The sequence below is a fragment of the Klebsiella sp. TF21-TM genome (assembly GCF_019753495.1).
GTDB lineage: Bacteria > Pseudomonadota > Gammaproteobacteria > Enterobacterales > Enterobacteriaceae > Klebsiella > Klebsiella quasipneumoniae.
The window spans coordinates 1-22260 of sequence record NZ_JAIJYL010000031.1 but is presented as its reverse complement, the minus strand read 5'-3'; the positions used below and the strand labels follow the sequence as shown (position 1 = coordinate 22260).

At 61.5% G+C, this 22260-nt stretch carries 19 protein-coding genes; 10 read left to right on the top strand and 9 right to left on the bottom strand.

The annotated features are described in order from the left end of the window. Positions 1-42: 42 nt before the first annotated feature. Positions 43-1287, top strand: a complete 1245-nt coding sequence (locus K5R89_RS22590; protein WP_032454965.1) for a mechanosensitive ion channel family protein — start codon at positions 43-45, stop codon at positions 1285-1287. Positions 1288-1289: 2 nt separating this feature from the next. Here K5R89_RS22590 and K5R89_RS22585 read toward each other — a convergent pair whose 3' ends face one another. After that, a complete protein-coding gene (locus K5R89_RS22585) occupies positions 1290-2270 on the bottom strand; it encodes a LacI family DNA-binding transcriptional regulator (protein WP_017900840.1) in 981 nt (326 codons plus the stop codon). 248 nt (positions 2271-2518) lie between these two features. On the opposite strand from K5R89_RS22585, the gene K5R89_RS22580 reads away from it, so the two are divergent. Continuing rightward, complete coding sequence (locus K5R89_RS22580) at positions 2519-2935, top strand: Exc2 family lipoprotein (RefSeq protein WP_023288721.1); 417 nt, start codon at positions 2519-2521, stop codon at positions 2933-2935. A 33-nt stretch (positions 2936-2968) separates the two neighbouring features. Here the strand turns inward: K5R89_RS22580 and K5R89_RS22575 are convergent, their stop codons facing one another. From K5R89_RS22575 to K5R89_RS22555, 5 genes are all read right to left on the bottom strand, one after another. After that, complete coding sequence (locus K5R89_RS22575) at positions 2969-4120, bottom strand: Gfo/Idh/MocA family protein (protein ID WP_087776295.1); 1152 nt, start codon at positions 4118-4120, stop codon at positions 2969-2971. A 1-nt stretch (position 4121) separates the two neighbouring features. Further along, positions 4122-5144, bottom strand: a complete 1023-nt coding sequence (locus K5R89_RS22570; RefSeq protein WP_023288719.1) for a sugar phosphate isomerase/epimerase — start codon at positions 5142-5144, stop codon at positions 4122-4124. A 16-nt stretch (positions 5145-5160) separates the two neighbouring features. Next, the gene (locus K5R89_RS22565; RefSeq protein WP_072096478.1) at positions 5161-6366 is read right to left on the bottom strand and encodes an MFS transporter; all 1206 of its coding nucleotides are present in this window, start codon (positions 6364-6366) and stop codon (positions 5161-5163) included. A gap of 187 nt (positions 6367-6553) precedes the next feature. Next, on the bottom strand, positions 6554-7930 hold the full coding sequence (pheP, locus tag K5R89_RS22560) for a phenylalanine transporter (RefSeq protein WP_023288717.1): 1377 nt from the start codon (positions 7928-7930) through the stop codon (positions 6554-6556). Between the two features lie 230 nt (positions 7931-8160). Continuing rightward, entirely contained in the window at positions 8161-9645 is a 1485-nt protein-coding gene (locus tag K5R89_RS22555) for an aldehyde dehydrogenase family protein (RefSeq protein WP_217259572.1), read from the bottom strand. Positions 9646-9803: 158 nt separating this feature from the next. Between K5R89_RS22555 and K5R89_RS22550 the strand changes: the two genes are divergently transcribed. The 4 genes from K5R89_RS22550 (at position 9804) to K5R89_RS22535 (ending at position 13841) form a co-directional block, all read left to right on the top strand. Continuing rightward, positions 9804-11105, top strand: a complete 1302-nt coding sequence (locus K5R89_RS22550) for an FAD-binding oxidoreductase (RefSeq protein ID WP_023288715.1) — start codon at positions 9804-9806, stop codon at positions 11103-11105. Between the two features lie 13 nt (positions 11106-11118). Then, positions 11119-11484 carry a cupin domain-containing protein gene (locus tag K5R89_RS22545; protein WP_002892824.1) on the top strand — a complete coding sequence of 122 codons (366 nt, stop codon included), beginning with the start codon at positions 11119-11121 and terminating at the stop codon, positions 11482-11484. A 286-nt stretch (positions 11485-11770) separates the two neighbouring features. After that, positions 11771-13270 carry an APC family permease gene (locus K5R89_RS22540; RefSeq protein WP_032454960.1) on the top strand — a complete coding sequence of 500 codons (1500 nt, stop codon included), beginning with the start codon at positions 11771-11773 and terminating at the stop codon, positions 13268-13270. Continuing rightward, positions 13248-13841, top strand: a complete 594-nt coding sequence (locus K5R89_RS22535) for a DUF3156 family protein (protein ID WP_023288713.1) — start codon at positions 13248-13250, stop codon at positions 13839-13841. The genes K5R89_RS22540 and K5R89_RS22535 overlap by 23 nt, the downstream gene beginning before the upstream one ends. A 6-nt stretch (positions 13842-13847) precedes the next feature. Here the strand turns inward: K5R89_RS22535 and K5R89_RS22530 are convergent, their stop codons facing one another. The 3 genes from K5R89_RS22530 to K5R89_RS22520 all read right to left on the bottom strand — a co-directional run bounded on the left by K5R89_RS22530 (position 13848) and on the right by K5R89_RS22520 (position 16954). Next, positions 13848-14963, bottom strand: a complete 1116-nt coding sequence (locus tag K5R89_RS22530; RefSeq protein ID WP_064155707.1) for a class II histone deacetylase — start codon at positions 14961-14963, stop codon at positions 13848-13850. Continuing rightward, the gene (locus tag K5R89_RS22525; RefSeq protein WP_217259571.1) at positions 14960-16153 is read right to left on the bottom strand and encodes an MFS transporter; all 1194 of its coding nucleotides are present in this window, start codon (positions 16151-16153) and stop codon (positions 14960-14962) included. Before K5R89_RS22525 ends, K5R89_RS22530 begins: the two co-directional genes overlap by 4 nt. 117 nt (positions 16154-16270) lie before the next feature. After that, positions 16271-16954, bottom strand: coding sequence for a LuxR family transcriptional regulator (locus tag K5R89_RS22520; protein WP_032454931.1), 684 nt, complete (start codon positions 16952-16954; stop codon positions 16271-16273). Between the two features lie 425 nt (positions 16955-17379). On the opposite strand from K5R89_RS22520, the gene K5R89_RS22515 reads away from it, so the two are divergent. From K5R89_RS22515 to K5R89_RS22500, 4 genes are all read left to right on the top strand, one after another. Continuing rightward, the gene (locus tag K5R89_RS22515) at positions 17380-18567 is read left to right on the top strand and encodes an anaerobic sulfatase maturase (RefSeq protein WP_044521446.1); all 1188 of its coding nucleotides are present in this window, start codon (positions 17380-17382) and stop codon (positions 18565-18567) included. Between the two features lie 43 nt (positions 18568-18610). After that, complete coding sequence (locus K5R89_RS22510; RefSeq protein WP_217259570.1) at positions 18611-20344, top strand: arylsulfatase; 1734 nt, start codon at positions 18611-18613, stop codon at positions 20342-20344. Between the two features lie 87 nt (positions 20345-20431). Next, the gene (locus K5R89_RS22505; RefSeq protein ID WP_049013140.1) at positions 20432-21208 is read left to right on the top strand and encodes an SDR family NAD(P)-dependent oxidoreductase; all 777 of its coding nucleotides are present in this window, start codon (positions 20432-20434) and stop codon (positions 21206-21208) included. A gap of 25 nt (positions 21209-21233) precedes the next feature. Further along, positions 21234-22025: a MoaF C-terminal domain-containing protein gene (locus K5R89_RS22500; protein WP_101978031.1), complete on the top strand. Its 792-nt coding sequence runs from the start codon at positions 21234-21236 to the stop codon at positions 22023-22025. Positions 22026-22260 lie beyond the last annotated feature (235 nt).

Sequence of the window (22260 nt, the reverse complement as noted above, 5' to 3'; positions counted from 1 at the left end):
TATCCAGCGGTCATCATACCCGCTGGATATTCAGGAGACGTTATGCAGGAATTAATATCGCAAATTGCCGCCTTAGGAATCGAAATAACCCCTACCCGCTCGCTGATGATTATCTTCGGCATTATCTTGTTCACCGCCGTCGTCGTGCATCTGATATTGCACAAAGTGGTCCTGCGCGCTTTTGAAAAACGGGCGTTGGCCAGCAGCCATCTGTGGTTGCAAATCATCACGCAGAATAAACTCTTTCACCGACTGGCCTTTACCCTGCAGGGGATCATCGTTAACGTGCAGGCGGTGCTGTGGCTGCAAAAAGGCAGCGAGGCCGCAGAAATATTAACCACCGTGGCTCAGCTATGGGTGATGATATATGCCATGCTGTCCTTCTTCTCGCTGCTGGATGTGATCTTAAAGCTGGCGCAGAAATTTCCCGCCGCCTCTCAGCTACCGCTGAAGGGGATATTCCAGGGAATTAAGCTGGTGACGGCGATTATTATCGGCATCCTGATTATTTCCCTGCTGATAGGCCAGTCGCCAGCGATCCTGATTAGCGGGCTCGGCGCGATGGCCGCGGTACTGATGCTGGTATTTAAAGATCCGATCCTTGGTCTGGTGGCCGGTATCCAGCTCTCGGCCAACGATATGCTCAAGCTTGGCGACTGGCTGGAGATGCCGAAGTACGGCGCCGACGGCGCGGTGATCGATATCGGCCTCACCACGGTCAAGGTACGCAACTGGGACAACACCATCACCACCATTCCAACCTGGTCGCTGGTCTCCGACTCGTTTAAAAACTGGAGCGGGATGTCGGCCTCCGGCGGCCGCCGCATTAAGCGCAGCCTCAACATCGACACCACCAGCATTCATTTCCTCGATGAACAGGAGCAGCAGCGCTTGATCCGGGCGAAGTTGCTTAAACCCTATATGGATTCGCGCCACGAGGAGATTAGCGCCTGGAACCAGCAGTATGCCGGGGAGCAATCGGTCCTCAACGAGCGCCGAATGACCAATGTCGGCACCTTCCGCGCCTATCTGCAGGAGTATTTACGTCATCATCCGCGCATCCGCCAGGATATGACCCTGATGGTGCGCCAGCTGGCGCCGGATGCCAACGGCTTGCCGATCGAGATCTACTGCTTCACCAACACCGTGGTGTGGGCGGAATATGAGGGGATCCAGGCGGATATTTTCGACCATGTCTTCGCCGTGGTGGAGGAGTTTGGCTTACGCATTCATCAAACGCCCACCGGCAACGACATTCGCGCGCTGACGGGGGCCTTCCCCCGCTAACCTCAGGCGCTGGCGCGGGCGATCACGCGCCAGTCCATCATCACTCGCTCGACGGCGGCGTCGGGATCGTCGATGCGTTTCATTAACAGATCCACCGCCGTGCGGCCGATCGCCCGGGAGGGCTGTTCAACGGTGGTCAGCTGCGGGGAGACCACTTCCGCCAGCTCGGTGCCGTCGAAGCCGATCACCGCGATATCCTCCGGCACCCGCAGCCCGGCCTGGTCAATCGCCCGCAGCGCCCCGGCGGCAAGGGAGTCCGATACGGCAAATACCGCGTCGGGCTTCTCGTCTTGCGACAGCAACTGCTCCATCGCCCGTTTACCGGCCGCCGCGCTAAGATCCTGCGCGTAGGTCACCTGCTGATACGCCAGACCGTGCACGTGCAGCACGCTTTTATAGCCGCGCTCGCGCAGACGGGCGTAGCGATAGCTGAGGTCGTGATTAATGAGCGCGATGCGCCGGCGCCCGCCGTCGGCCAGCCGGGACACCGCCCCCTGGGCCGCCTCGACGTCGTTAATCCCGACGCAGGAGATGCTGCCGGTGTCGGCATACTCCGCACACTGTACCCAGGGCGCATCGCCAATCATGGTGGTCAGTTCCGGCAGGCTGGAGAGCGCGTTCATGGTGATAATGCCATCGACCATTTTGCCGGAGAGCAGCTGCAGGCCGGAGGTCGAGCGGGCCAGATCCGACCCGGAGTTACACAGCAGAATGCGGTAGCCGTTCTTTTCCGCCTCTTCTTCTATCCCTTTCACCACCTCGGCGCAAAAGGGGTTAGCGATATTGGAGACCATCACCAGGATCATATTGCTGCGGGCGGTTCGCAGCTGACGCGCCAGCAGGTTCGGCTGATAGTTGCTCTCTTTAATCGCCTGCAGCACGCGCTCACGGTTTTTGGCTTTTACCGTATCGCTGTTGTTCAGCACCCGCGACACCGTGGCCACCGAAACGCCGGCCAGACGAGCAATTTTCTGAATAGACATAAACCCTGCACTTCCTGCGATAGAGGTGGATCCTGCAGGCTATCATAAATGACCTCTGGTTGGCCTGCCAGCCTGGCGCGCAAGCGCGGCTCAGTAAGACGGTGTCTCGGGAAACTATTAATAATCAGGGCTTCTCTCCCGCCCCGTTAACGCGCATCCTTTTGCCGTTTCATATGCTTATTAGCGCAGGAGGCGCAACAGACCGCCTGCGCCCCATTTGTGCTTTTATGATTAAGGATGATATCCCCATGAGGCTCTCCACCGCGATTCTCGCCCTCAGCTGTGCCCTGGTAACGATCACCGGCTGCACCTCGTCAAAATCGTCACCGGAACGCCACGCCTATGCGTTCGTCGCCCACCGCTCCGATTTTGTCGGCGGCAACTTCACCGTCAACCGTCAGGAAAATTACCGTTTAAACCTGCCGACCTTCACGGCGATGTACGCCCGCGGCCAGCAGGATAAAGCCGCTGGCATGAGCGAAAGCGACGCCCGCCGCACCGCCGAGGCCATCAAACAACAGGCGGCGCAGGGCACCCGCACCGAGCACGCCTTTACCGGCAACGCCAGCGACAAATGGGATAATGCGATGGAAAATAAAGATGCCGTCCTGTTCGGCAATGAGCTCTCCGGGGCCTATCTCGACGGCTATCTTGGGGTGAAATAACCCGGCGGCGCGCGTCCTGCGCCCCGCCAGAATTCAGCGTTCGACGCTCACCCAGCGCTGCTGCTGATGGCTTTTGACGATCGCCTCGATGATGTACATCACATCGGCGCCGTCGTCGAAAGCGGCGAAGCGCCGGGCCCCGGCCTCCGGCATCTTCCCGGCGCGCACCGCCTGATAAAAATGGCCCATCATATTCTTAAAGGCGTCCGGCCAGCCCTCAATATGGCCGCCGGGGTAATGGGCGCTGTCAGCGATCTCCGGCCGCAGCAGGCTGGGGTCGTCGCTGAGCCGCCGATCCGGCTGCTCGCGATGGCCAATCCACAGCCGCTGGGGCACTTCCTGATCCCAGGCCAGAGAACAGCGGCTGCCGTTAATCTCCACCGCCAGACGGTTTTTCCGCCCGGCGCTCACCTGAGAGACCATAAAGCTGCCTTTGCTGCCATCGTCAAAACGCAACAGCACCGAGCCAAAGTCCTCGGTATCGACAGGCCGGGTTTCATATCCCTGCGCCTCGTGAACGGCGCTGAAGGTCGCTTTGCCATTCACTGGCGCTTTACGCGTCGGCCAGACGATAGACAGATCCGCCATCACCTCGACAATCCGCCGACCGGTCATAAACTGCACGGTATCGCACCAGTGGGAGCCGATGTCGGCCACCGTTCGCGACGCGCCGCCCTGCGCCGCATCAACCCGCCAGTTGTAGTCGGTCTCCAGCAGCATCCAGTCCTGTAAATAGCTGCCGTGCGCCGCGAAGATTCTGCCGACATCGCCATGGCGGATCATCGCCGCCGCCTGCTGGACCATGGCGAACTGGCGATAGACGAAGCTGACGCCGTGCACCACGCCGGCCCGGGCGGCAAGCGTCACCAGCTCCCGCGCCTCCTCCGCCGTCATACACAGCGGTTTTTCGGAGAAGACGTGCAGCCCGGCGGCGAGGATCTGCCGGTTAATCTGGGCATGCAGATGGTTCGGCGTACAGTTATGCACCACCTGCAGCCCCGGATGGGCCAGCAGCGCCTCCACGCTGTCGTAGGCATGGGCAATATTCAGCGCTCGCGCCTTGCGCTGCGCCGCCTCAAGGCTGCTGTCGCACAGCGCCACCACCTCGATATCCCCCAGCCGCCGCAGCGCCTCCAGATGCGCCGGACCAATAAACCCTGCCCCAATAATCGCGACCTGAATCATATTATTCCCTCCCGCCGGCGGCAAAGTCATCGAAGGCCCGCCCGGCAACGGGAATGATATGGCGACGAATAAACTCGCTGCCCTCGCGCGCGCCGGTCTCGGCGTCCTTCAGGCAGCACTCCCACTCCAGCACCGCCCAGCCGTCAAAATCATATTCGGTCAGCTTACTGAACACCCCTTTGAAGTCGATCTGCCCGTCGCCGGGAGAGCGGAAACGGCCAGCCCGCTGCTGCCAGGGCTGATAGCCGCCGTAGACGCCATTGCGCCCGTTGCGGCGAAATTCGGCGTCCTTGACGTGAAACGCTTTAATACGCGAATGATAGATATCGATATAGGTCAGGTAGTCCATCTGCTGCAGATGCAGGTGGCTCGGGTCATAGAGCATATTGCAGCGCGGATGGTTATCCACCCGCGCGAGAAAACGCTCAAAGGTCACGCCATCATGCAGGTCTTCGCCGGGGTGGATCTCATAGCAGACATCAACGCCCTGCTCGTCGAAGAGGTCCAGCAGCGGCCGCCAGCGCCGGGCCAGCTCGGCAAAGGCCTCATCCAGAAGCGGCTGATTATGCGGCGGCCATGGATAAAAAAAGGGCCATGCCAGCGCCCCGGAAAAGGTCGCATGGGCCTTCAGCCCCAGGCGACCGGAGGCCACCGCCGCCTGCTTGACCTTCTCCACCGCCCAGCGCTGGCGCGCCTGCGGATCGCCATGCAGCGCCGCCGGAGCAAAGGCGTCAAACGCTGCGTCATACGCCGGATGCACCGCCACCAGCTGTCCTTCAAGGTGGGTGGACAGCTCGCTGATCGCCAGCCCATGCTCCGCCAGGACACCGCTGACCTCGTCGCAGTAGGTCTGGCTCGCCGCCGCCCGCTCGACATCGAAAATCGCCGGGTGGTTGCAGGGGATCTGCAATGCCTTGTACCCCAGGCCGGCGGCCCACTGCGCCACCCCCTCCAGCGTGTTGAACGGCGCCTGCGGGCCGATAAACTGCGCCAGAAAAATGCCCGGTCCCTTAATCGTTTTCATACCCCCTCCTGAAAAATTAGTGCGGCTCTTTCTCGTTATACTGGAAAGAGAAAAGGAAAATCAGCGCGATAACCGCGGCGGCCACCGCCGGGATCCACCAGAAGGTCACCCAGGCCTGCGGCACGCTCTGCCCGGCCACCAGATGGTTATACAGCGCGCCGGAGATCTGCGAGCCCAGCAGCATGCCGATCCCGTAGGTGAACATCACAATCATGCTCTGCGCCTGGCCTTTGACCTTCTCGCCCGCCACGCGGTCGGTGTAGATAAAGCCGACGACAAAGAAAAAGTCATAGCACACGCCGTGCAGCAAAATGCCGAGATAGAGCAGGAAGCGCCCCTCTTCGCTGACGCCGAGGGCGAAAAAGGCATAGCGCACAAACCACGCCGCCATGCCGATAAGCAGCATGTATTTCACCCCGAGGCGACGGAACAGCAGCGGGATCACCAGCATAAAGACGATCTCTGACATCTGGCCGAAGGACATCGCGGTGCTGACATCCTTAACGCCGGCATCCGCCAGATACGACGCGGTATAGGCGTAATAGGTGCCTAACGGCACGGAAATTAAGGTGGCGCAGAGGGAGAAAATCAGGAAATGGCGCGTTTTCAGCAGCGCGAAGGCGTCCGCGCACAGCAGATCGCGAAACTGAACCGGCATGCCTTTGGCCGGCGCCGGGGTGTGGGGCAGCGTCAGGCTATAGATCGCCAGCGCCACCGAACAGAGCGCCGCCAGGGTGAAGATGCCGGTGGTGTCAGAGATGCCGGTCACCCCGATGCAGATCCCGGCGATAATCCAGCCGATGGTGCCGAACACGCGGACCACCGGAAAGGTTTTATCGACGTTAGCCAGGCTGTGGAAGGCGATATTGTTGGTCAGCGCCAGGGTCGGCATGTAGCACAGCGTATAGCCGAACAGCAGGCCAATCAGCAGCGCGCCGTTCTGCGCCACCAGCGCCTGGGGGACAAACCACAGGATCGCCGCCCCGGCCAGGTGCATCACCGCCATCACCTTCTGCGAGGCGAAAAAGCGATCCACCAGCATCCCCAGCACAAAGGGAGACAGGATGGAGGCGATCGGCCCGGCGGAGAACGCATCGCCGATCAGCAATGACATCTCATAGCGGGTCATGACCAGCCCCAGGGTCACCGACCAGCTGCCCCAGATAAAGAACTGCATAAACATCATTAACGACAGCCGCGGCACCAGAAAACGGTGGCTCACGCGGACACTTTCCCGACCTTCTGTTGTTGTGACCATGTTGCTCGCCCTCAGAAAAGTAATCGATTACAAAATCGCTCAAAACAAAAGTAATCGATTACAAAAAGAAGATCGCCAGGCAAATGCGCCACCTGCGAAGAGGATCACAATAAAAAGGCAGGCAGCCCCGCCGGACGGCGGGGCATCTCGCTTACGCCGGGCGGCGCAGCAGTTTGAAGGCGATAAACAGGAACAGGATCCACACCGGCAGCAGGATCGCCGACAGACGCATCCCGTCGATCGTGCACATCAGCGCCAGAATCAGCCCAAGGAAAGCAATGCAGAAGTAGTTGCTGGCGGGCGCCAGCAGCGCTTTAAACTTCGACTCACGCCCTTTGCGACGCTGGGCGGCGCGGAACTTCAGGTGCGCCATACAGATCATGATCCAGTTCAGGAGCAGCGTCGCCACCACCAGGGCCATCAGCAGTCCCAGCGCTTCATGCGGCAGCAGGTAGTTCAGCACCACCACCAGCGAGGTGATAATCCCCGAGAGCAGCAGAGAGTTCACCGGCACGCCGCGCTTGCTGACGCGGGCGAGGAAGGTCGGCGCATTGCCCTGCACCGACAGGCCGAACAGCATCCGGCTGTTGGAGTACACGCCGCTGTTATAGACCGACAGCGAAGCCACCAGAATGACGAAGTTCAGCGCGGACGCCACCAGGTTACTGTCGAGATGATGGAAAATCATCACAAACGGGCTGCTGTCGGATTTGATCTCCACCCACGGGTAGAGCGCCAGCAGCACCACCAGCGAACCGATATAGAACAGCAGGATACGATAAACCACCTGGTTGACCGCTTTCGGAATGCTCTTTTCCGGATTTTGCGCTTCCGCGGCGGTGATGCCGATAAGCTCCAGCCCGCCGAAGGAGAACATGATCACCGCCAGCGACAGGATAAGACCGTGCCAGCCGGTGGCGAAGAAACCGCCGTGCTTCCACAGATTATCGAAACCCGCCTTGCTGCCGCCGTGGCCGCCAAACAGCATCCACAGGCCAAAGGCAATCATGCCGATAATCGCCAGCACTTTTATCAGCGCGAACCAGAACTCCGCTTCGCCATACAGGCGCACGTTGACCAGGTTGACGGCGTTAATAATGAGGAAGAAGGCCGCCGCCCAGATCCAGGTCGGAACGTCGGGCAGCCAGTACTGCATGTAGATCCCGGCGGCGGTCAGCTCCGCCATTCCCACCAGCACGAACATCACCCAGTAGTTCCAGCCGGACAGGAAGCCGGCGAACGGGCCCCAGTATTTGTAGGCAAAGTGGGCAAAGGAGCCGGATACCGGCTCTTCCACCACCATTTCGCCCAGCTGGCGCATGATCAGAAAAGCGACAATCCCGGCCACCGCGTAGCCCAGCAAGACCGCCGGGCCGGCCATTTGAATCGCCGGACCAATGCCGAGAAACAGGCCGGTGCCAATCGCGCCGCCAAGGGCGATAAGTTGAATGTGTCGGTTCTGTAAACCGCGATGAAGCGTCGGGCCGCTCTCTTCTACGGCATCCGACGACGTTGACGCGTCTTTCACGTCGTTCCCCTGTGTGTTTTTGCGAAGGGGCACCTTTTATCACTTAGGGGAAGATGTCGCAAGTTGCGCGGGGCTATGGCGGCGGCTAGATTCCCCCCCACGCTTGCACGATCCCAGGCCGGGCAAGGCGTCGTCGTCCGGCACATACGCGGCTGACTACCCGCTCTCTTTGCCCGCTGGCGCTGAGCTTACCGGCCCTACGCAGACGCCTGTATCCCGGTCAGGAAAACTTAATAGCGCACCATCACCGACTTCAGCTCCGTATAATCATCGATAAACGCGCTGCCGAATTCGCGCCCGATGCCCGAGCCCTTCATGCCGCCGAACGGTACCGCCGGGTCGAGGAAGGTATGCATATTGACCCATACGATGCCGGCCTCAATCGCCTCCGAGTAGCGTAGCGCCTGACGAATATTATCCGACCAGACGCTGGCCGCCAGGCCATACGGCGAGGCATTCATCCGCGCCAGCGCCTCGTCTTCACTGTGATAGCCGATAAAGCTGCACACCGGGCCGAAGGTCTCCTCGCGCATCAGGGTGCTCTTTTCACTGCGCACTTTGACCGCCGTCGGCTGCAGGAAATAGCCCTCCCCCGGCAGGGCTTCGCCGCCGCAGACGATGGTATCGCCCTCGTCGCGTGCGGTCTGAATGAGCCGCAATACTTTTTCATGCTGCTGGCGGTTGGCCAGCGGCCCCATCAGCGTGCGCTCATCCAGCGGCGATCCCGGCGTGAAGGCGCTGAGTCTTTCTTTCAGCAGCGCCAGCACCGCATCCAGTTTGCCCTGCGGCAGATAAAAGCGCTCCGCGGCGGCGCAAATCTGCCCCTGGTTCAGGTAGCCGGCTTCAAGAATGCCGTTGACCATCGCCTCCGGCGTCAGGTCATCGAGGAACAGCGCGGCGTTTTTGCCCCCCAGCTCAAGGGTCACCCGTTTACCGAAAGCGCCAGCCGACTGCTGGACTTTTTCGCCGGTAGCCACCGAGCCGGTGAAGCTCACCTTGGCGCAGGCCGGATGGGTAATCAGCCGCTGAGCAATCTCGCCGCCGGCGCCGTTGACCACGTTAATCACTCCGTCCGGAATACCCACCGCTTTCGCCAGCTCCGCCACGCGCAGCAGCGTCAGCGGCGTATACTCGCTCGGCTTGAGGACGATGGTGCAGCCGCAGACCAGGGCCGCCGCCAGCTTCCAGATGGCAATCATGATGGAGAAGTTCCACGGCACGATGCCAACCACCACCCCCAGCGGCTGGCGGCGGGTAAAGGCGGTATATTTCTCCCCGGCCATCGATGGCAGCGAGACATCCAGCGTTTCACCGGTGACTTTCCCCGCCCAGCCGGCGAAGTAGCGCAGGAACGCCACCGACTGGTCCAGCTCGAGCATCCGCGCCAGCGTGATAGTTTTGCCAGAACAGAGACTTTCCAGCTGCGCCAGCGCTTCGCGATGCTCAGCCAGGGCATCCGCCAGCTTCAGCAGCAAGGTTCCGCGCGCCAGCGTCGGCATTTCGCGCCACTGACTAAACGCCTGGCGGGCGCTCTCTACCGCGCGGTCCGCCTGGTCGCTATCCGCCGCGGTGACCTCAGCGATCGCCCGCCCGGTGGCCGGGTTGATCACCGCAAACGGCGCGCCGCGGCCCGCCTCTCGCTCACCGGCGATAAACTGCCCGTGCGGCTGGCGTAAAAAGGCGGTCACTTCCGCCAGTAAGGTTATCTCGCTCATCGTCAGCACCCGTTTTTCAGCAAAGTTAACCCATCACAGCACGGCTTCCCGCCGCAGCCTATCGTTCTAAAGAACGTCATTCTTCCGGACGATATTCAACGCCCGCGCGGCGTGCTGTGATGAGGAACTTGAGCGAGGCAAGACCACAGGGTAACGCGATGAACATCAAAATCGATGCGCTGAACTACTACGGCGCGACGAAGAAATACCACCTCCATTTTCCGGCGCTGCGGGAAGATATTGAAGCCGACGTGGTGATTATCGGCGGCGGCTTCTCCGGCATTAACACCGCCCTTGAGCTGGCGGAACAGGGCATCACCAACGTGGTGGTGCTGGAAGCGCGCCATCTCGGCTACGGCGGCACCGGGCGCAACGGCGGCCAGGTGATGGCCGGTATCGGTCACGATATCGAAGCGGTAAAAAAGCACGTCGGCAAAGAGGGGCTGGAGACGCTGTTTAAAATCGCCAACCTCGGCGCAGGCATCATTCGCGAGCGCATCCGCAAATACAACATCGACGCCGATTTCGTCCCCGGCTACGGCTACCTCGCCTATAACCAGCGGCAGCTCAAAACGCTGCGCCAGTGGGAGAAAGAGTTTAAGGCCGCCACCCCGGATGAAGATATCGAACTGTATACCGGGAAAGAGGTGCAGCAGGTGGTCGGCTCCGAGGTCTACTGCGGCGCGCTGAAACATATGGGCGGCGGGCAGATCCATTCGCTCAATATGCTCCTCGGCTCGGCGCAGGCCGCCCATTCGCTGGGGGTGAAGATCTTCGAATCCTCGCCGGTGGTGGAGGTGAATTACGGCAAACAGGTGCGGGTACGGACCGCGATGGGCAGCGTCAAAGCCGCCAAGCTGCTGTGGGCCTGCGACAGCTTCCTCAACAATATGGAGCCGGAGATCTACAACAAAACGCTGGTCACCTACTCCTACCAGGTATCGACCGAGCCGCTCTCCGATGAACTGATCGAGCGCATCAGCCCGCTGCGCGGCGCCTTCAGCGATATTCGCCCGGTGATTAATTATTACCGCGTCACCCGGGAAAACCGCCTGCTGTTCGGCAGCGCCACCCGCTTTGTGGAGTATACGCCGAACGATTTCGCCGCCTGGAACCGCACCCTGCTGGCGGAGGTCTTCCCCTATTTGAAGGATGTGAAGATCGATTTCGCCTGGGGCGGGCCGATGGCCTGTAGCGCCAACCTGTTCCCGCAGATCGGCACCCTACGCGATCACAACAACGTCTTTTACGTCCAGGGGTACTCCGGCTTCGGCGTCACCCCGTCGCACATCGTGTGCAAAATCCTCGCCGAAGGGATCAACGGCGGTTCCGACCGCTATCGTCTGCTGAGCAGCATCCCCCACGCGACCATCCACGGCCGTGACAGCCTGCGCTTGCTATTAGTCACCGCCGGAAAACTGATGCATCAAACCGCCGGTTTCTGGAAAGGCCGGAGTTAACCAGGAGAACGCTATGCACGCTTTTAAACTTAAACACCCGGTGCCCGACCTGCAGCCAATCGGCAGCGTCAGCCTGCTCGGCGCGACGCCGACCGCCGGCGACCCGCAGGTGGCCGGGGCGATGATCTACGGCGAGCCGCAGGATGCCTTTACCTGCGGACTGTTTTCGTCCACTGAGGGGAGCTTTACCATGACCTATCCGTTTACCGAACACGCCACCGTGCTGGAAGGCGAAGTGGAGCTGACCGTCGCCGGCGGCGAGCCGCAGCGCTTTGCGCCGGGCGACAGCTGGTTTGTTAAACAGGGTACCGAAGTGGAGTGGAAAATCCTGACGCCGCGCTTTGTGAAGCACTACCTGGCGAACGTCGAGACGCGCTAACGCGCTGCGCTTGCCCGGCCTGGGGGACGAATGCCGTCGCCAGGCCGGGTCAGGCGCCAGCCGCCACCCGGCAGAAACAGGCACAATGTGGCAAGACGGATGGCCCCGGTTTTCGGGGTCATGTTGTTTATCCACCCTCACATTCATCGACGGCGTCACAGAATCATGCGCCGCCCTCCACCTTCCGGACGATATTCGTTGAGCAGGATGCCCGCCTAAATTATGACTATCCGGGAGTGGCGCTGGCTATTCCCTGCCCTCCCCCACTATTGTGCAGAGGTTGACTATGTTTAGTAACAGACTTGCCAGCCATCTTGAGCGCGGGGTCGTCGGCTTCCCGACCACTCTCGCCAGCTCCGTCGGGCTGATTATGGCCAGCCCGGTGATCCTGACGGTGACCAGCGGCTTCGGCATGGGCGGTGATACCTTCGCGCTGGCGGTGCTGCTGGCCTTTATTATGATGCAGGCGCAGGTCACCACCTTTGCCGAGGCGGCGACGCTCATTCCCACCACCGGTTCGGTGTACGACTATATCTCCTGCGGCATGGGACGCTTCTTCGCCATCACCGGCGCGCTGTGCGCCTATCTGATCGTGCATATTTTCGCCGGGACGGCGGAGACGATCCTGGCCGGCATTATGGCGCTGGTGAACTTCGAATCGATCAACGCCCAGATGGCCGCTCACCAGAACACCTGGATGGTGGGCGTCGGCATGGTGGTGGTTTTCGGCCTGTTGAACGCCATCGGCGTGGAAATCTTCGGCAAGGTCGAAGTGGTGCTGACCTTCGGCATGTGGACCACGCTGACCATTTTCGGCCTGTGCGGCATTTTTATGGCGCCGGTCACCCATCTTTCCGGCTGGTTCGGCACGCCGCTGAACGTCAGCGATATCCATGGCCTGTTCGGCTATATCGGCATGGCGATGTTTATGTTCGTCGGTTGCGAACTGGTGACGCCGATGGCGCCGGAGATCAAACAGGCTCACCGTACCATTCCGCGGGCGATGGCGCTGGGCCTGCTGGGGGTCGCCAGCTGCATGTTTATCTACGGGGCGGCGATCAACCGCCAGGTGGAGAACACCGTGCTCGACGCGGCCAACAACGTCCATCTGCTGGATACGCCGATGGCGATCCCGGCCTTTGCCGAGCGGGTGATGGGCCACGCCGGCCAGTACTGGCTGGGGGTCGGGCTGCTGCTGGCGGGCTGCGCCACCATCAATACGCTGATGGCCGCGGTACCGCGCATTATTTACGGTATGGCGCTGGACGGCGCGCTGCCCCGCTTCCTGACCTGGCTGCATCCGCGCTTTAAAACGCCGGTGATCGCCATTGCCATCGGGGTGGCGATCCCCTGCCTGCACGCCTGGTATCTGAACGGCGATCTGGACCGCATCGTGCCGCTGATCCTCGCCGCGGTCTGCGCCTGGGGCGTCGCCTATCTGCTGGTTACTCTGTCGGTGGTGATGCTGCGCATTCGCCGCCCGGACCTGCCGCGCGCCTACCGCTCGCCGTGGTTCCCGCTGCCGCAGATTATCTCCAGCGTCGGAATTATCATCGCTATCGTCAATATCACCCCGCCGGGGATGGACAGCCGCCAGGTGCTGGTGCCGTTCGGCATTATGCTCGGCCTGACCGCCGCCTACGCCCTGTTCTGGACGGTGTGCGTACAGCGCGTCAATCCGTTCAAGCCGCTGGTGGTGGAAGAGGTGGTCGACCGCGCCATCAGCAACTACGAAAAACAGACCCGCGGGGAGATGACGCCAGATGTCCTCCGTCCCCTGGTTTGAGACGCCGTTAATGAACGCGGTGCAGCGAGATCTGGCCGGCTGGCCCTGCGAAAAGCTGAGCGAGCGCAGCGCGCTGCTGCGATTGAACGACGCCACCGCCGTCACCTTCAGCGTGCGTCAGAAGCGGCTGTTTATGGCCAGCATTCACAGTTGCGAATTTGTCGTCGCAGGACCGGTCACCCGGCCCGTGCGCGGTCACATTCGCGCCCATCAATCCGGCTGGTGGAAACGCCAGCCGATCCGCTTTATCGGCGGCAAAGGCAGCGAGGAACTCGCCGGCTATCTCAACGGGTTTCCTAATCTCCAGCAGACCCTAAGCGAGCTGGACTACCGCCGCTTTTCGTTGACCTTTGACGGTAACGGCTGGCGCTGCAGTATTGAACCCTGGGCCGCCAGCGAAGTGGTCTGTAAAATGCCGCCGCTGCGCCGCTATCTGCGGCTGGAAGCGCAGCAGCGGATGCTGCTGCTCAGCGTGCTGGCGATGATCGATCAGGCAGTCAGTCAGTGGATGCGCGGTGAAATCGTAGATGAGAAAGCATTTTCTTCCCCGCCATCACAGCGGGGAAGCTGAGCCGGTTTACTGCAGGCCAAACCGTTGCGCCAGCCGATCGATGGCCTGCCTCTGGAACTGCGCAAACTCCGCCCGCGGCTGCTGCTGCTGAATAAAGTCCAGCAGCGGATCCTGGACCGCGGTGCGAATGCCGCTCAGGGCCTCCATCACCGCCAGGCCGCAGAACGGCACGTAGGATTCGGCGTAGCCGCCCTCGTGCACCATCACCAGTTTCCCGCCGCACAGACGATCCGCCGCCTGTTGCACCAGCCCGGTCATCGCCCGGAAGCTGTCACTGTGCAGCTGCATCCGCGCCAGCGGGTCCATGGCGTTGGCATCATAGCCGCAGGCGATGATAATCAGCTCCGGCTCAAAGCGCGCCAGCGCCGGAATAACGATGGTTTCCAGCGCATAGCGCCAGCTGTCGTCCCCCGCCCCGGCCAGTAGCGGAATATTGATGTTGTAACCTTCGCCCGCGCCAGCGCCGCGATCGTCCTCACCGGCATAACCGGGTGGGAAGCAACCGTCCTGATGCAAGGAGATGGTCAGCACGTCGTCGCGCTGCAGGTAGATATGCTGGGTGCCGTTGCCGTGATGAACGTCCCAGTCAATGATCGCCACCTTGCCGAGCCCCAGCAGCGCTTTCGCCCGCTCGACGGCAATCGGAATATTGGCGAGGAAACAGAAGCCCATCGACTGGTCCGGCAGGCAGTGGTGTCCAGGCGGCCGCGACAGCGAATAGGCATTATCCAGCTCGCCCTTCAGCACCGCTTCCACCGCCGCGCAGGCCAGTCCGGCGGAGAGACAGGCGATTTCATAACTGCCCGGCCCCAACGGCGCCTCTTTGCCCAGCATGCCGCCGCCGTTATCGCTTATCGCCTTGAAGCGCTCAAGATAGCTGTCGGGATGGATCCGCCGCAGGTCCGCAAGGCTTGCCGGCGCCGCGCTGTGCAGCGCCAGCTGCGGCGTCAGCCCGGAGACGTCCATCAGGTTTTTCATCCGCCGTTTGGTCTCCGGCGATTCGGCATGACCGCCGCCGGCGGGCGGTTGCACCCACCCGCCCACCGGCAGCGTCACCGCGTGCAGACCAGTACTGTGCCAGAAACAACGTTCATCAAAGAAGAAACCGGTTTTTCTTTTCACTCTATCCTCCCGTTGGCTAAGCCTTTGCCGGCGGCCGACGCCGCCGCAATCAAAATCAGTGACAGCAGCGCGCAGCCCCCTGCCGCCAGCAGCAACGGATCGGCGCTGGCAAAATGCTGCAGTAAAGCCCCGGCTAATGCCGGACCGGCCGCCATGCCGCCGCCGATCACCAGATTAATGCTGTTCATCAGCCGGCCGTTGTTATCGAGCCCGGCGACGCGGGCGAGAATAAAGGGCAGCACGAAGGTCCAGGTGAACTTAAACAGCAGCGCCGCGATGGCGTAGCGCGCCAGCAGCGGCTGGCCGATCAGCAGCCCGACGCTGAGGATCAGCAGGCCGTAGCCCAGCCACACCGGCAAACGATCGGCCCGCCGGGTGCCGCGCAGGGCCGCGCCCCCCGCGCCGATAATGCCGAAGACCGTCGCCGCCGCCAGCACCAGGCCGACCTGCGTCGGGCTCAGGCCCGCCGCCGCGCCGAGGGTGCCGATAAAGGTCCACACCGCGCTAAGGCTGATATAGAAGGTCAGCACCGCGAGGACCGCCAGCGCCTGACGCCACAGCGCCGTCGGCGGCTGCTGGCGCGAGACGGACAACGGTTGAAAGCGCGGCGGGAAAGCCGACACCAGCGGCAGGCAGCAGAGCATAATGGCGGCGAGGATCAGATAGACCACCTTGAGGCCAAAGCTGGCAAACAGCCCGGGCAGCACCAGCAGGCCAAGCATCCCCAGCAGCAGTTGCCCAAGCACCCAGAAGGCGTAGACTCGCGACGGGTTCGAGGTTCCCGCCGCGCAGCTGATGCACAGAATCATCAGCGTGCCGCCCGCCAGCGAGGCGAGAAAGCGCACCGCCAGCAGCGTCTCATACTGGGTCACCGCCGCCGAGGCGAGATTGGCTGTCAGAAACACGACCCCGGCCGTCAGGGCGACCCGCCGCCAGTCGAGGCGACTCATCCACCACCACGCCGGCAGCGTCGCCAGGCTCATCGCCCCCAGTTCCGCCGAGAACAACCAGCCGATCTGGCCGGGTTTTAGCTGCCATTCGCTGGCCAGCTGCGCCGCCACCGCCGGCGCGGTCATCAGAATACCTGGCGCAATAGCGGCGAAAATCACAATCGCCGCCAGCAAACGCAGGGACACAACCAGCCCGGCGGGCCGGGAAAGCGCATGATCAGTGAGAGGGGTACTCGACATCGTAGGGCGTGCTCCGGTCAAAAAAGCCTCCCCCCGGAGGGGTCTCCAGGGAGTGATACCCACAGGCATCAGGAAAACGCCGTGCTGCCACGGCGCGCGCGGGATGCGATAGTCAGATCACAGATGCAGCGTACGCTGAGCGGCCGGCATCCAGGTTCGGGAAACGAGTTCAGTACGATTGACCACTTCGGTCTTGGCGAAAATATTGCGCAGGTGCGTTTTCACCGTCGAGAGCGAGATATCCAGCCGGCGGGCAATCAGCTTATTGCTGGCCCCTTCGCGCACCATGCCGACGATTTCCCGCTCTTTGGCCGTCAGGATGGCGGGCAGGTCATCTTCGTCCTGCAGGCAGTCGCGGATCGCCAGCTCCACCAGCGGCAGCACCGCCTGGGCCCGATGACGCTCTTCGCTGGAGAAAGGCACGTCGCGCATCAGCGAGATACCGGCGACGATCCGCCGCTCGCGGCGAATAAAGATCTCGGTCATGTCGCGCACATTATTCGGCAACATAAATTCATGATAATAATGCCGGTTGCGGTCGCAGAGGCGCGGCGTCATCGCCGCCATGGTGGTGTTCTGGTGGCTAAAGCGCGACGGCAGCAACGGATCCAGCGGCTGGAAGTTTTCCAGATATTGTTGGTGCGTATTATCAGAAATATTATGCAATATATAGTTTTCGGGTTTTAACCGATTATTTACTCGATAAAATACCGCCGAAGACAGTGGAATTAACTGGGAAATAGTCTGTAAACAACGGGCTATTATCGCATCATTACGGCTGGCTTTTAACAAAGCAGACATGATAGGGCCTCCCCGTCGAGGTGCTGGTACATGACACATGAATGACTACCGATTATTGAAGCATACATTTCACATTTAAGTAACACAATCATTAACATATTAACAGTGTGATAGCCGTTACAAAATTTTCAGCAATCCATTGTTATATAAAGCATTTAAAAAACACACCCGCCATGCTTTACGATAGCGGCGTTAAAACATAAACAAAAAAGATTAACACCCGGCGGACAGGCCCCTGGTGATAAAAAAACCCTATCCCGGACGCGTCTCTCTCATCCTTAAGAACGATGGATTTCTGTTTTTTTTCACTTATACCTCTAACAGGATGCAATTAATTTTCGCCGCGGCTTAATCATGTGATTACGCCTGACCCGCTGTTGCCAAAATAATATCAACAGCGCCGGTCATTAACCGAGGATAAGCCGATGCTGAATATCGCCGCCCTGCGCCAGCAGCAAATTCCGCTGGCCGCTGAGCCGCGCTCGCCGGTGCCGTTTCATATTCTGATGAAGCCGATTGGCCCCGCCTGCAATCTCGCCTGCCGCTACTGCTATTACCCACAGGATGAAACGCCGGTCAACAAGATGGACGAGGCGCGGCTGGAGCAGTTTATCCGCCGCTATATCGCCGCCCAGCCCGCCGGCGCGCGGGAAATCAACTTTGTCTGGCAGGGCGGCGAGCCGCTGCTGGCCGGCCTGAGCTTCTACAAAAAAGCGCTCGCCCTGCAGGCGCGTTATGCCCCCGACGGCGTCACCATCAGCAACAGCCTGCAGACCAACGGCACGCTGATCAACGACGCCTGGTGCCGGCTGTTTCGCGAGCATCGCTTTATTATCGGCTTGAGCCTCGAAGGCAGCGAAACGCTACAGGACCAGCATCGTCCGGATAAACGCGGCCGGGCCACCTGGCCGGCGGCGCTGCGCGGCATCGACCTTCTCCACCAGCATCAGGTGGAGTTTAACCTGCTGGTGGTGGTGCATAACGAGATGGCGGCGCACGCGGCGGCGATATATGACCGGGTGGTCAGCCTCGGCGCGCGCTATCTGCAGTTTCAGCCGCTGATGAGCGAAGGCGCAGCGCTGCGCGAGGGCTATCAGCTGAGCGCCGATAACTGGGGGCGTTTTATGGTCGGCATCTGGCGGCAGTGGCAGAAGCGCTGCGACAAGGGGCGGGTGTTTGTCATCAATATCGAGCAGGCGTGGGCGCAGTACTTCACCCACACCAGCGGCAGCTGCGTGCACAGCGCCCGCTGCGGCAGCAATCTGGTGATGGAGCCCGACGGAGAGCTCTACGCCTGCGATCATCTGATCAACGCCGAGCATCGGCTGGGACGCCTCGATGAGCAGACGCTCGCCGCCGCGGTCGACGCCTCGGTGCAACTGCCTTTCGGTCAGCAGAAAAGCCTGCGCCGCGAATGCCAGACCTGCGCGGTCAAAATGGTCTGCCAGGGCGGCTGTCCGGCGCATCTCAACGCCGCGGGCAACAACCGCCTCTGCGGCGGCTACTACCGCTTCTTTAGCGAAATTCTTGCGCCCGTGCGCCCCTTTTCCCGCGACCTTCAAGGGCTGCAAGCCTGGCGGGCCGCGTTTGTCGGGGCCGCGCATCCGGCGTAGCCCGTTGCTCTGAAGCTATCCCTTTGAAACAGGAGAATCCGTTGTGAATAAAACAGCCATGGCCGCGGCGGTCAGTGTCATCCTCGCCGGCGGCGCGCACGCCGCGCAGCAGGAGCGTCCGAACGTCATCGTCATTATCGCCGATGATATGGGCTACTCGGACATTAGCCCCTTCGGCGGCGAGATCCCCACCCCCAACCTGCAGGCGATGGCCGAGCAGGGGATGCGCATGAGCCAGTATTACACCTCGCCGATGTCGGCCCCGGCGCGCTCCATGCTGCTCACCGGCAACAGCAACCAGCAGGCCGGGATGGGCGGCATGTGGTGGTATGACAGCACTATTGGCAAGGAGGGCTACGAGCTGCGGCTGACCGACCGCGTCACCACCATGGCCGAGCGCTTTAAAGACGCGGGGTATAACACTCTGATGGCCGGCAAGTGGCACCTTGGTTTTGTTCCCGGCGCCACGCCGAAGGACCGCGGCTTTAACCACGCTTTCGCCTTTATGGGCGGCGGCACCAGCCATTTTAACGACGCTATTCCGCTGGGTACCGTTGAAGCGTTTCACACCTATTACACCCGCGACGGCGAGCGCGTCTCCCTGCCGGACGATTTCTACTCCAGCGAGGCCTACGCCCGGCAGATGAACAGCTGGATTAAAGACACGCCGCAGGAACAACCGGTCTTCGCCTGGCTGGCCTTTACCGCCCCGCACGACCCGCTGCAGGCGCCTGACGAATGGATCAAGCGCTTCAAAGGCCAGTATGAGCAGGGCTACGCCGAGGTCTATCGCCAGCGTATCGCCCGCCTGAAAGCGCTGGGGATTATCCATGACAACACCCCGCTCCCGCACCTTGAGCTGGATAAAGAGTGGGACGCGCTGACCCCGGAGCAGCAGAAATATACCGCGAAAGTGATGCAGGTCTACGCGGCGATGATCGCCAATATGGACGCGCAGATCGGCACCCTGATGGAAACGCTGAAGCAAACCGGTCGCGATAAAAACACCCTGCTGGTGTTCTTAACCGACAACGGCGCCAACCCGGCGCAGGGCTTCTACTACGAATCCACCCCGGAATTCTGGAAGCAGTTTGACAACAGCTATGACAACGTTGGCCGCAAAGGCTCGTTTGTCTCCTACGGTCCGCACTGGGCCAACGTCAGCAACGCCCCTTACGCCAACTATCACAAAACCACCAGCGCTCAGGGCGGCATTAACACCGACTTTATGATCGCCGGCCCCGGGATTACCCGCCACGGTAAAATCGACGCCTCGACGATGGCGGTGTATGACGTGGCGCCGACCCTGTATGAATTCGCCGGTATCGACCCGAACAAATCGCTGGCGAAGAAGCCGGTGCTGCCGATGATCGGCGTCAGCTTTAAGCGCTATCTCACCGGCGAAGTGCAGCAGCCGCCGCGCGGAAACTACGGCGTCGAGCTGCATCATCAGGCGGCGTGGGTCGATGGCGAATGGAAGCTGCGGCGGCTGGTGCCGCGGGGCTTCACCGCCGGCGACGCGCCGTGGCAGCTGTTTAATCTGCACAACGATCCGCTGGAAACTCATGACGTCGCGGCCCAACACCCCGATCGGGTCAAAGCGATGAGCGAAGCCTACGAGGCGTTCGCCAGACGCACCATGGTCACCCGGGCGCAGGGCAAAATGATCGATTACGTCGGCATCGACAGCAAGACCGGACGCTATCTGGCGGTCGACCCCGCCACCATGAAGCCGGTTCCGGCGCCGCAGGCGATCCCGGTGAGCGAGCTCCATTAACCGACCCGGCTATCGTTCTTCCGGGCGATAGCCGGGAGCTGGCGCGCTTTTTAAGGTAACCGGAAACCCCCTTACAGGAGAGAGCGAATGGCGAGAGTCGTGGTGATCACCGGCGGCGGAACCGGAATTGGCGCCGCCTGCGCGCGGCTGATGCGCGCCGCGGGCGACCGGGTGTTTATTACCGGACGGCGCGAGGCGCCATTGCGGGCGGTCGCCGATGAGACCGGCGCCACGGCGCTGATGGGCGATGCCGCCGACGGCGAGGCGTGGCGCCAGCGGCTGCTGCCGGCCATTCTCGACCAGGCCGGCGGTATTGATGTCCTCATCTGCAGCGCCGGCGGGATGGGCAACAGCCCCGCCGCCGATACCAGCGACCGCCAGTGGCGCGAGGCGCTGGACGGCAATCTCACCAGCGCCTTCGCCAGCGTTCGCGCCTGCCTGCCCTCGCTGATTGCCCGCCGCGGCAACGTGCTGTTTGTCGCCTCCATCGCCTCGCTGGCCGCCGGTCCGCAGGCCTGCGGCTACGTCACCGCTAAACACGCCTTAATCGGCCTGATGCGCTCCGTCGCCCGCGATTACGGCCCGCAGGGGGTGCGCGCCAACGCCGTCTGCCCCGGCTGGGTCACCACGCCGATGGCGGATGAAGAGATGCTCCCGCTGATGCAGGCGGAAGGGTTGTCGCTGACTGAGGCGTATCAGCGGGTCTGTCGCGATGTTCCGCTGCGCCGCCCCGCCAGCCCCGAGGAGATAGCCGAGGTCTGTCAGTTTCTCTGTTCGCCGCAGGCCGCCATCATCAGCGGCGCTACGCTGGTCGCCGACGGCGGCGCCAGTATCGTCGATGTTCCCACTCTGGCGTTTGCCTAACGCCCTACTCTGTTCAGGAGCCACTATGACTTCAGAAGCCGTATTTATCCAGGTCGGCGCGCTGGCCGATGGTTTTGCGCCACACGGTAATGTACTCGCCACCGCCAGCCTGCCCGCAGGCGAGCGCTTTACCTTTTATGTCGCCGGGAGCGAGCCGCAGCAGCTGATCATCGAAGATGAGCAGACGCTAAGCTGGAACGGCACTCGCACCCCCTGGCGGGCGACCGCCCTGCGCCCGGATATTCTGTTTATCGACTTCCTTGACCCGGAGCGGGATAACGCCAGCATCAGCGCGGTATGTAACCTGACGCAGCGCAACGCTACCCTGGTCTATGGCCAGCTGCCGGACGAAGCCGCCGCGCGGCTGGACGCCTTCAGCCGGGTGGAGCGAGGCCTGCCGCTGACCGCGGTAGAAGCGCGCTTTGTCTTCGCCCGCCTGGATGCGCAGCCGGGGCCGCTGCCGGGCTTTACTCCTGCGCTGGTCGGCATGCGCAATCAGTACACCTACAGCCCGACCGAGCGCTATGAGCACATCTATCTCAACGATAATTTTTACGCCTGGCAGTGTCTGGACGGCGTGGAAAAGGGGCTGGCGGATGTCGACCGCTGCCACTATGTGCTGGTGGCGGAGGATCTCTATCTGTTTGTCTGGCGCGAGAAAATCATTCCGACGCTGGGGGTGATCCTGATCGATCTTCAGCAAATGCGCACCGACGGCAAGATCATGGGCTATCAGGGCAGCGACTTCGGCGCCCTCAGCAATTTCCCGGTCGGCGCCAGCGCGAAGATCCTCAACATCACCCGCCATCAGGAATAAAGGGGCGCCGCCGGGCACGCTTTCAGCCACCATACCCGTCATATTGCCGGGTGGCGGCTGCGCCTTACCCGGCCTACGGGGTCCTCTCACAGTCTCATACCTCGTAGGCCCGGCAAGCGCAGCGCCACCGGGCAAGATATCAGGCTCGATACCCGTCATGTTGCCGGGTGGCGGCTGCGCCTTACCCGGCCTACGTTCTTACGACCTGTCGTTAATTTATTCACCATTGTTGCTG

Excerpts from the sequence above, each read along its gene's own strand:
- K5R89_RS22505 (WP_049013140.1), top strand. The coding sequence starts at position 20,432 with ATGGCGAGAGTCGTGGTGATCACCGGCGGCGGAACCGGAATTGGCGCC.
- K5R89_RS22555 (WP_217259572.1), bottom strand. The coding sequence starts at position 9,645 with ATGAGCGAGATAACCTTACTGGCGGAAGTGACCGCCTTTTTACGCCAG.
- K5R89_RS22590 (WP_032454965.1), top strand. The coding sequence starts at position 43 with ATGCAGGAATTAATATCGCAAATTGCCGCCTTAGGAATCGAAATAACC.
- K5R89_RS22535 (WP_023288713.1), top strand. The coding sequence starts at position 13,248 with ATGTCCTCCGTCCCCTGGTTTGAGACGCCGTTAATGAACGCGGTGCAG.
- K5R89_RS22580 (WP_023288721.1), top strand. The coding sequence starts at position 2,519 with ATGAGGCTCTCCACCGCGATTCTCGCCCTCAGCTGTGCCCTGGTAACG.
- K5R89_RS22550 (WP_023288715.1), top strand. The coding sequence starts at position 9,804 with ATGAACATCAAAATCGATGCGCTGAACTACTACGGCGCGACGAAGAAA.
- K5R89_RS22500 (WP_101978031.1), top strand. The coding sequence starts at position 21,234 with ATGACTTCAGAAGCCGTATTTATCCAGGTCGGCGCGCTGGCCGATGGT.
- K5R89_RS22575 (WP_087776295.1), bottom strand. The coding sequence starts at position 4,120 with ATGATTCAGGTCGCGATTATTGGGGCAGGGTTTATTGGTCCGGCGCAT.
- K5R89_RS22540 (WP_032454960.1), top strand. The coding sequence starts at position 11,771 with ATGTTTAGTAACAGACTTGCCAGCCATCTTGAGCGCGGGGTCGTCGGC.
- K5R89_RS22545 (WP_002892824.1), top strand. The coding sequence starts at position 11,119 with ATGCACGCTTTTAAACTTAAACACCCGGTGCCCGACCTGCAGCCAATC.
- K5R89_RS22520 (WP_032454931.1), bottom strand. The coding sequence starts at position 16,954 with ATGTCTGCTTTGTTAAAAGCCAGCCGTAATGATGCGATAATAGCCCGT.
- K5R89_RS22515 (WP_044521446.1), top strand. The coding sequence starts at position 17,380 with ATGCTGAATATCGCCGCCCTGCGCCAGCAGCAAATTCCGCTGGCCGCT.
- K5R89_RS22570 (WP_023288719.1), bottom strand. The coding sequence starts at position 5,144 with ATGAAAACGATTAAGGGACCGGGCATTTTTCTGGCGCAGTTTATCGGC.
- K5R89_RS22525 (WP_217259571.1), bottom strand. The coding sequence starts at position 16,153 with ATGTCGAGTACCCCTCTCACTGATCATGCGCTTTCCCGGCCCGCCGGG.
- K5R89_RS22585 (WP_017900840.1), bottom strand. The coding sequence starts at position 2,270 with ATGTCTATTCAGAAAATTGCTCGTCTGGCCGGCGTTTCGGTGGCCACG.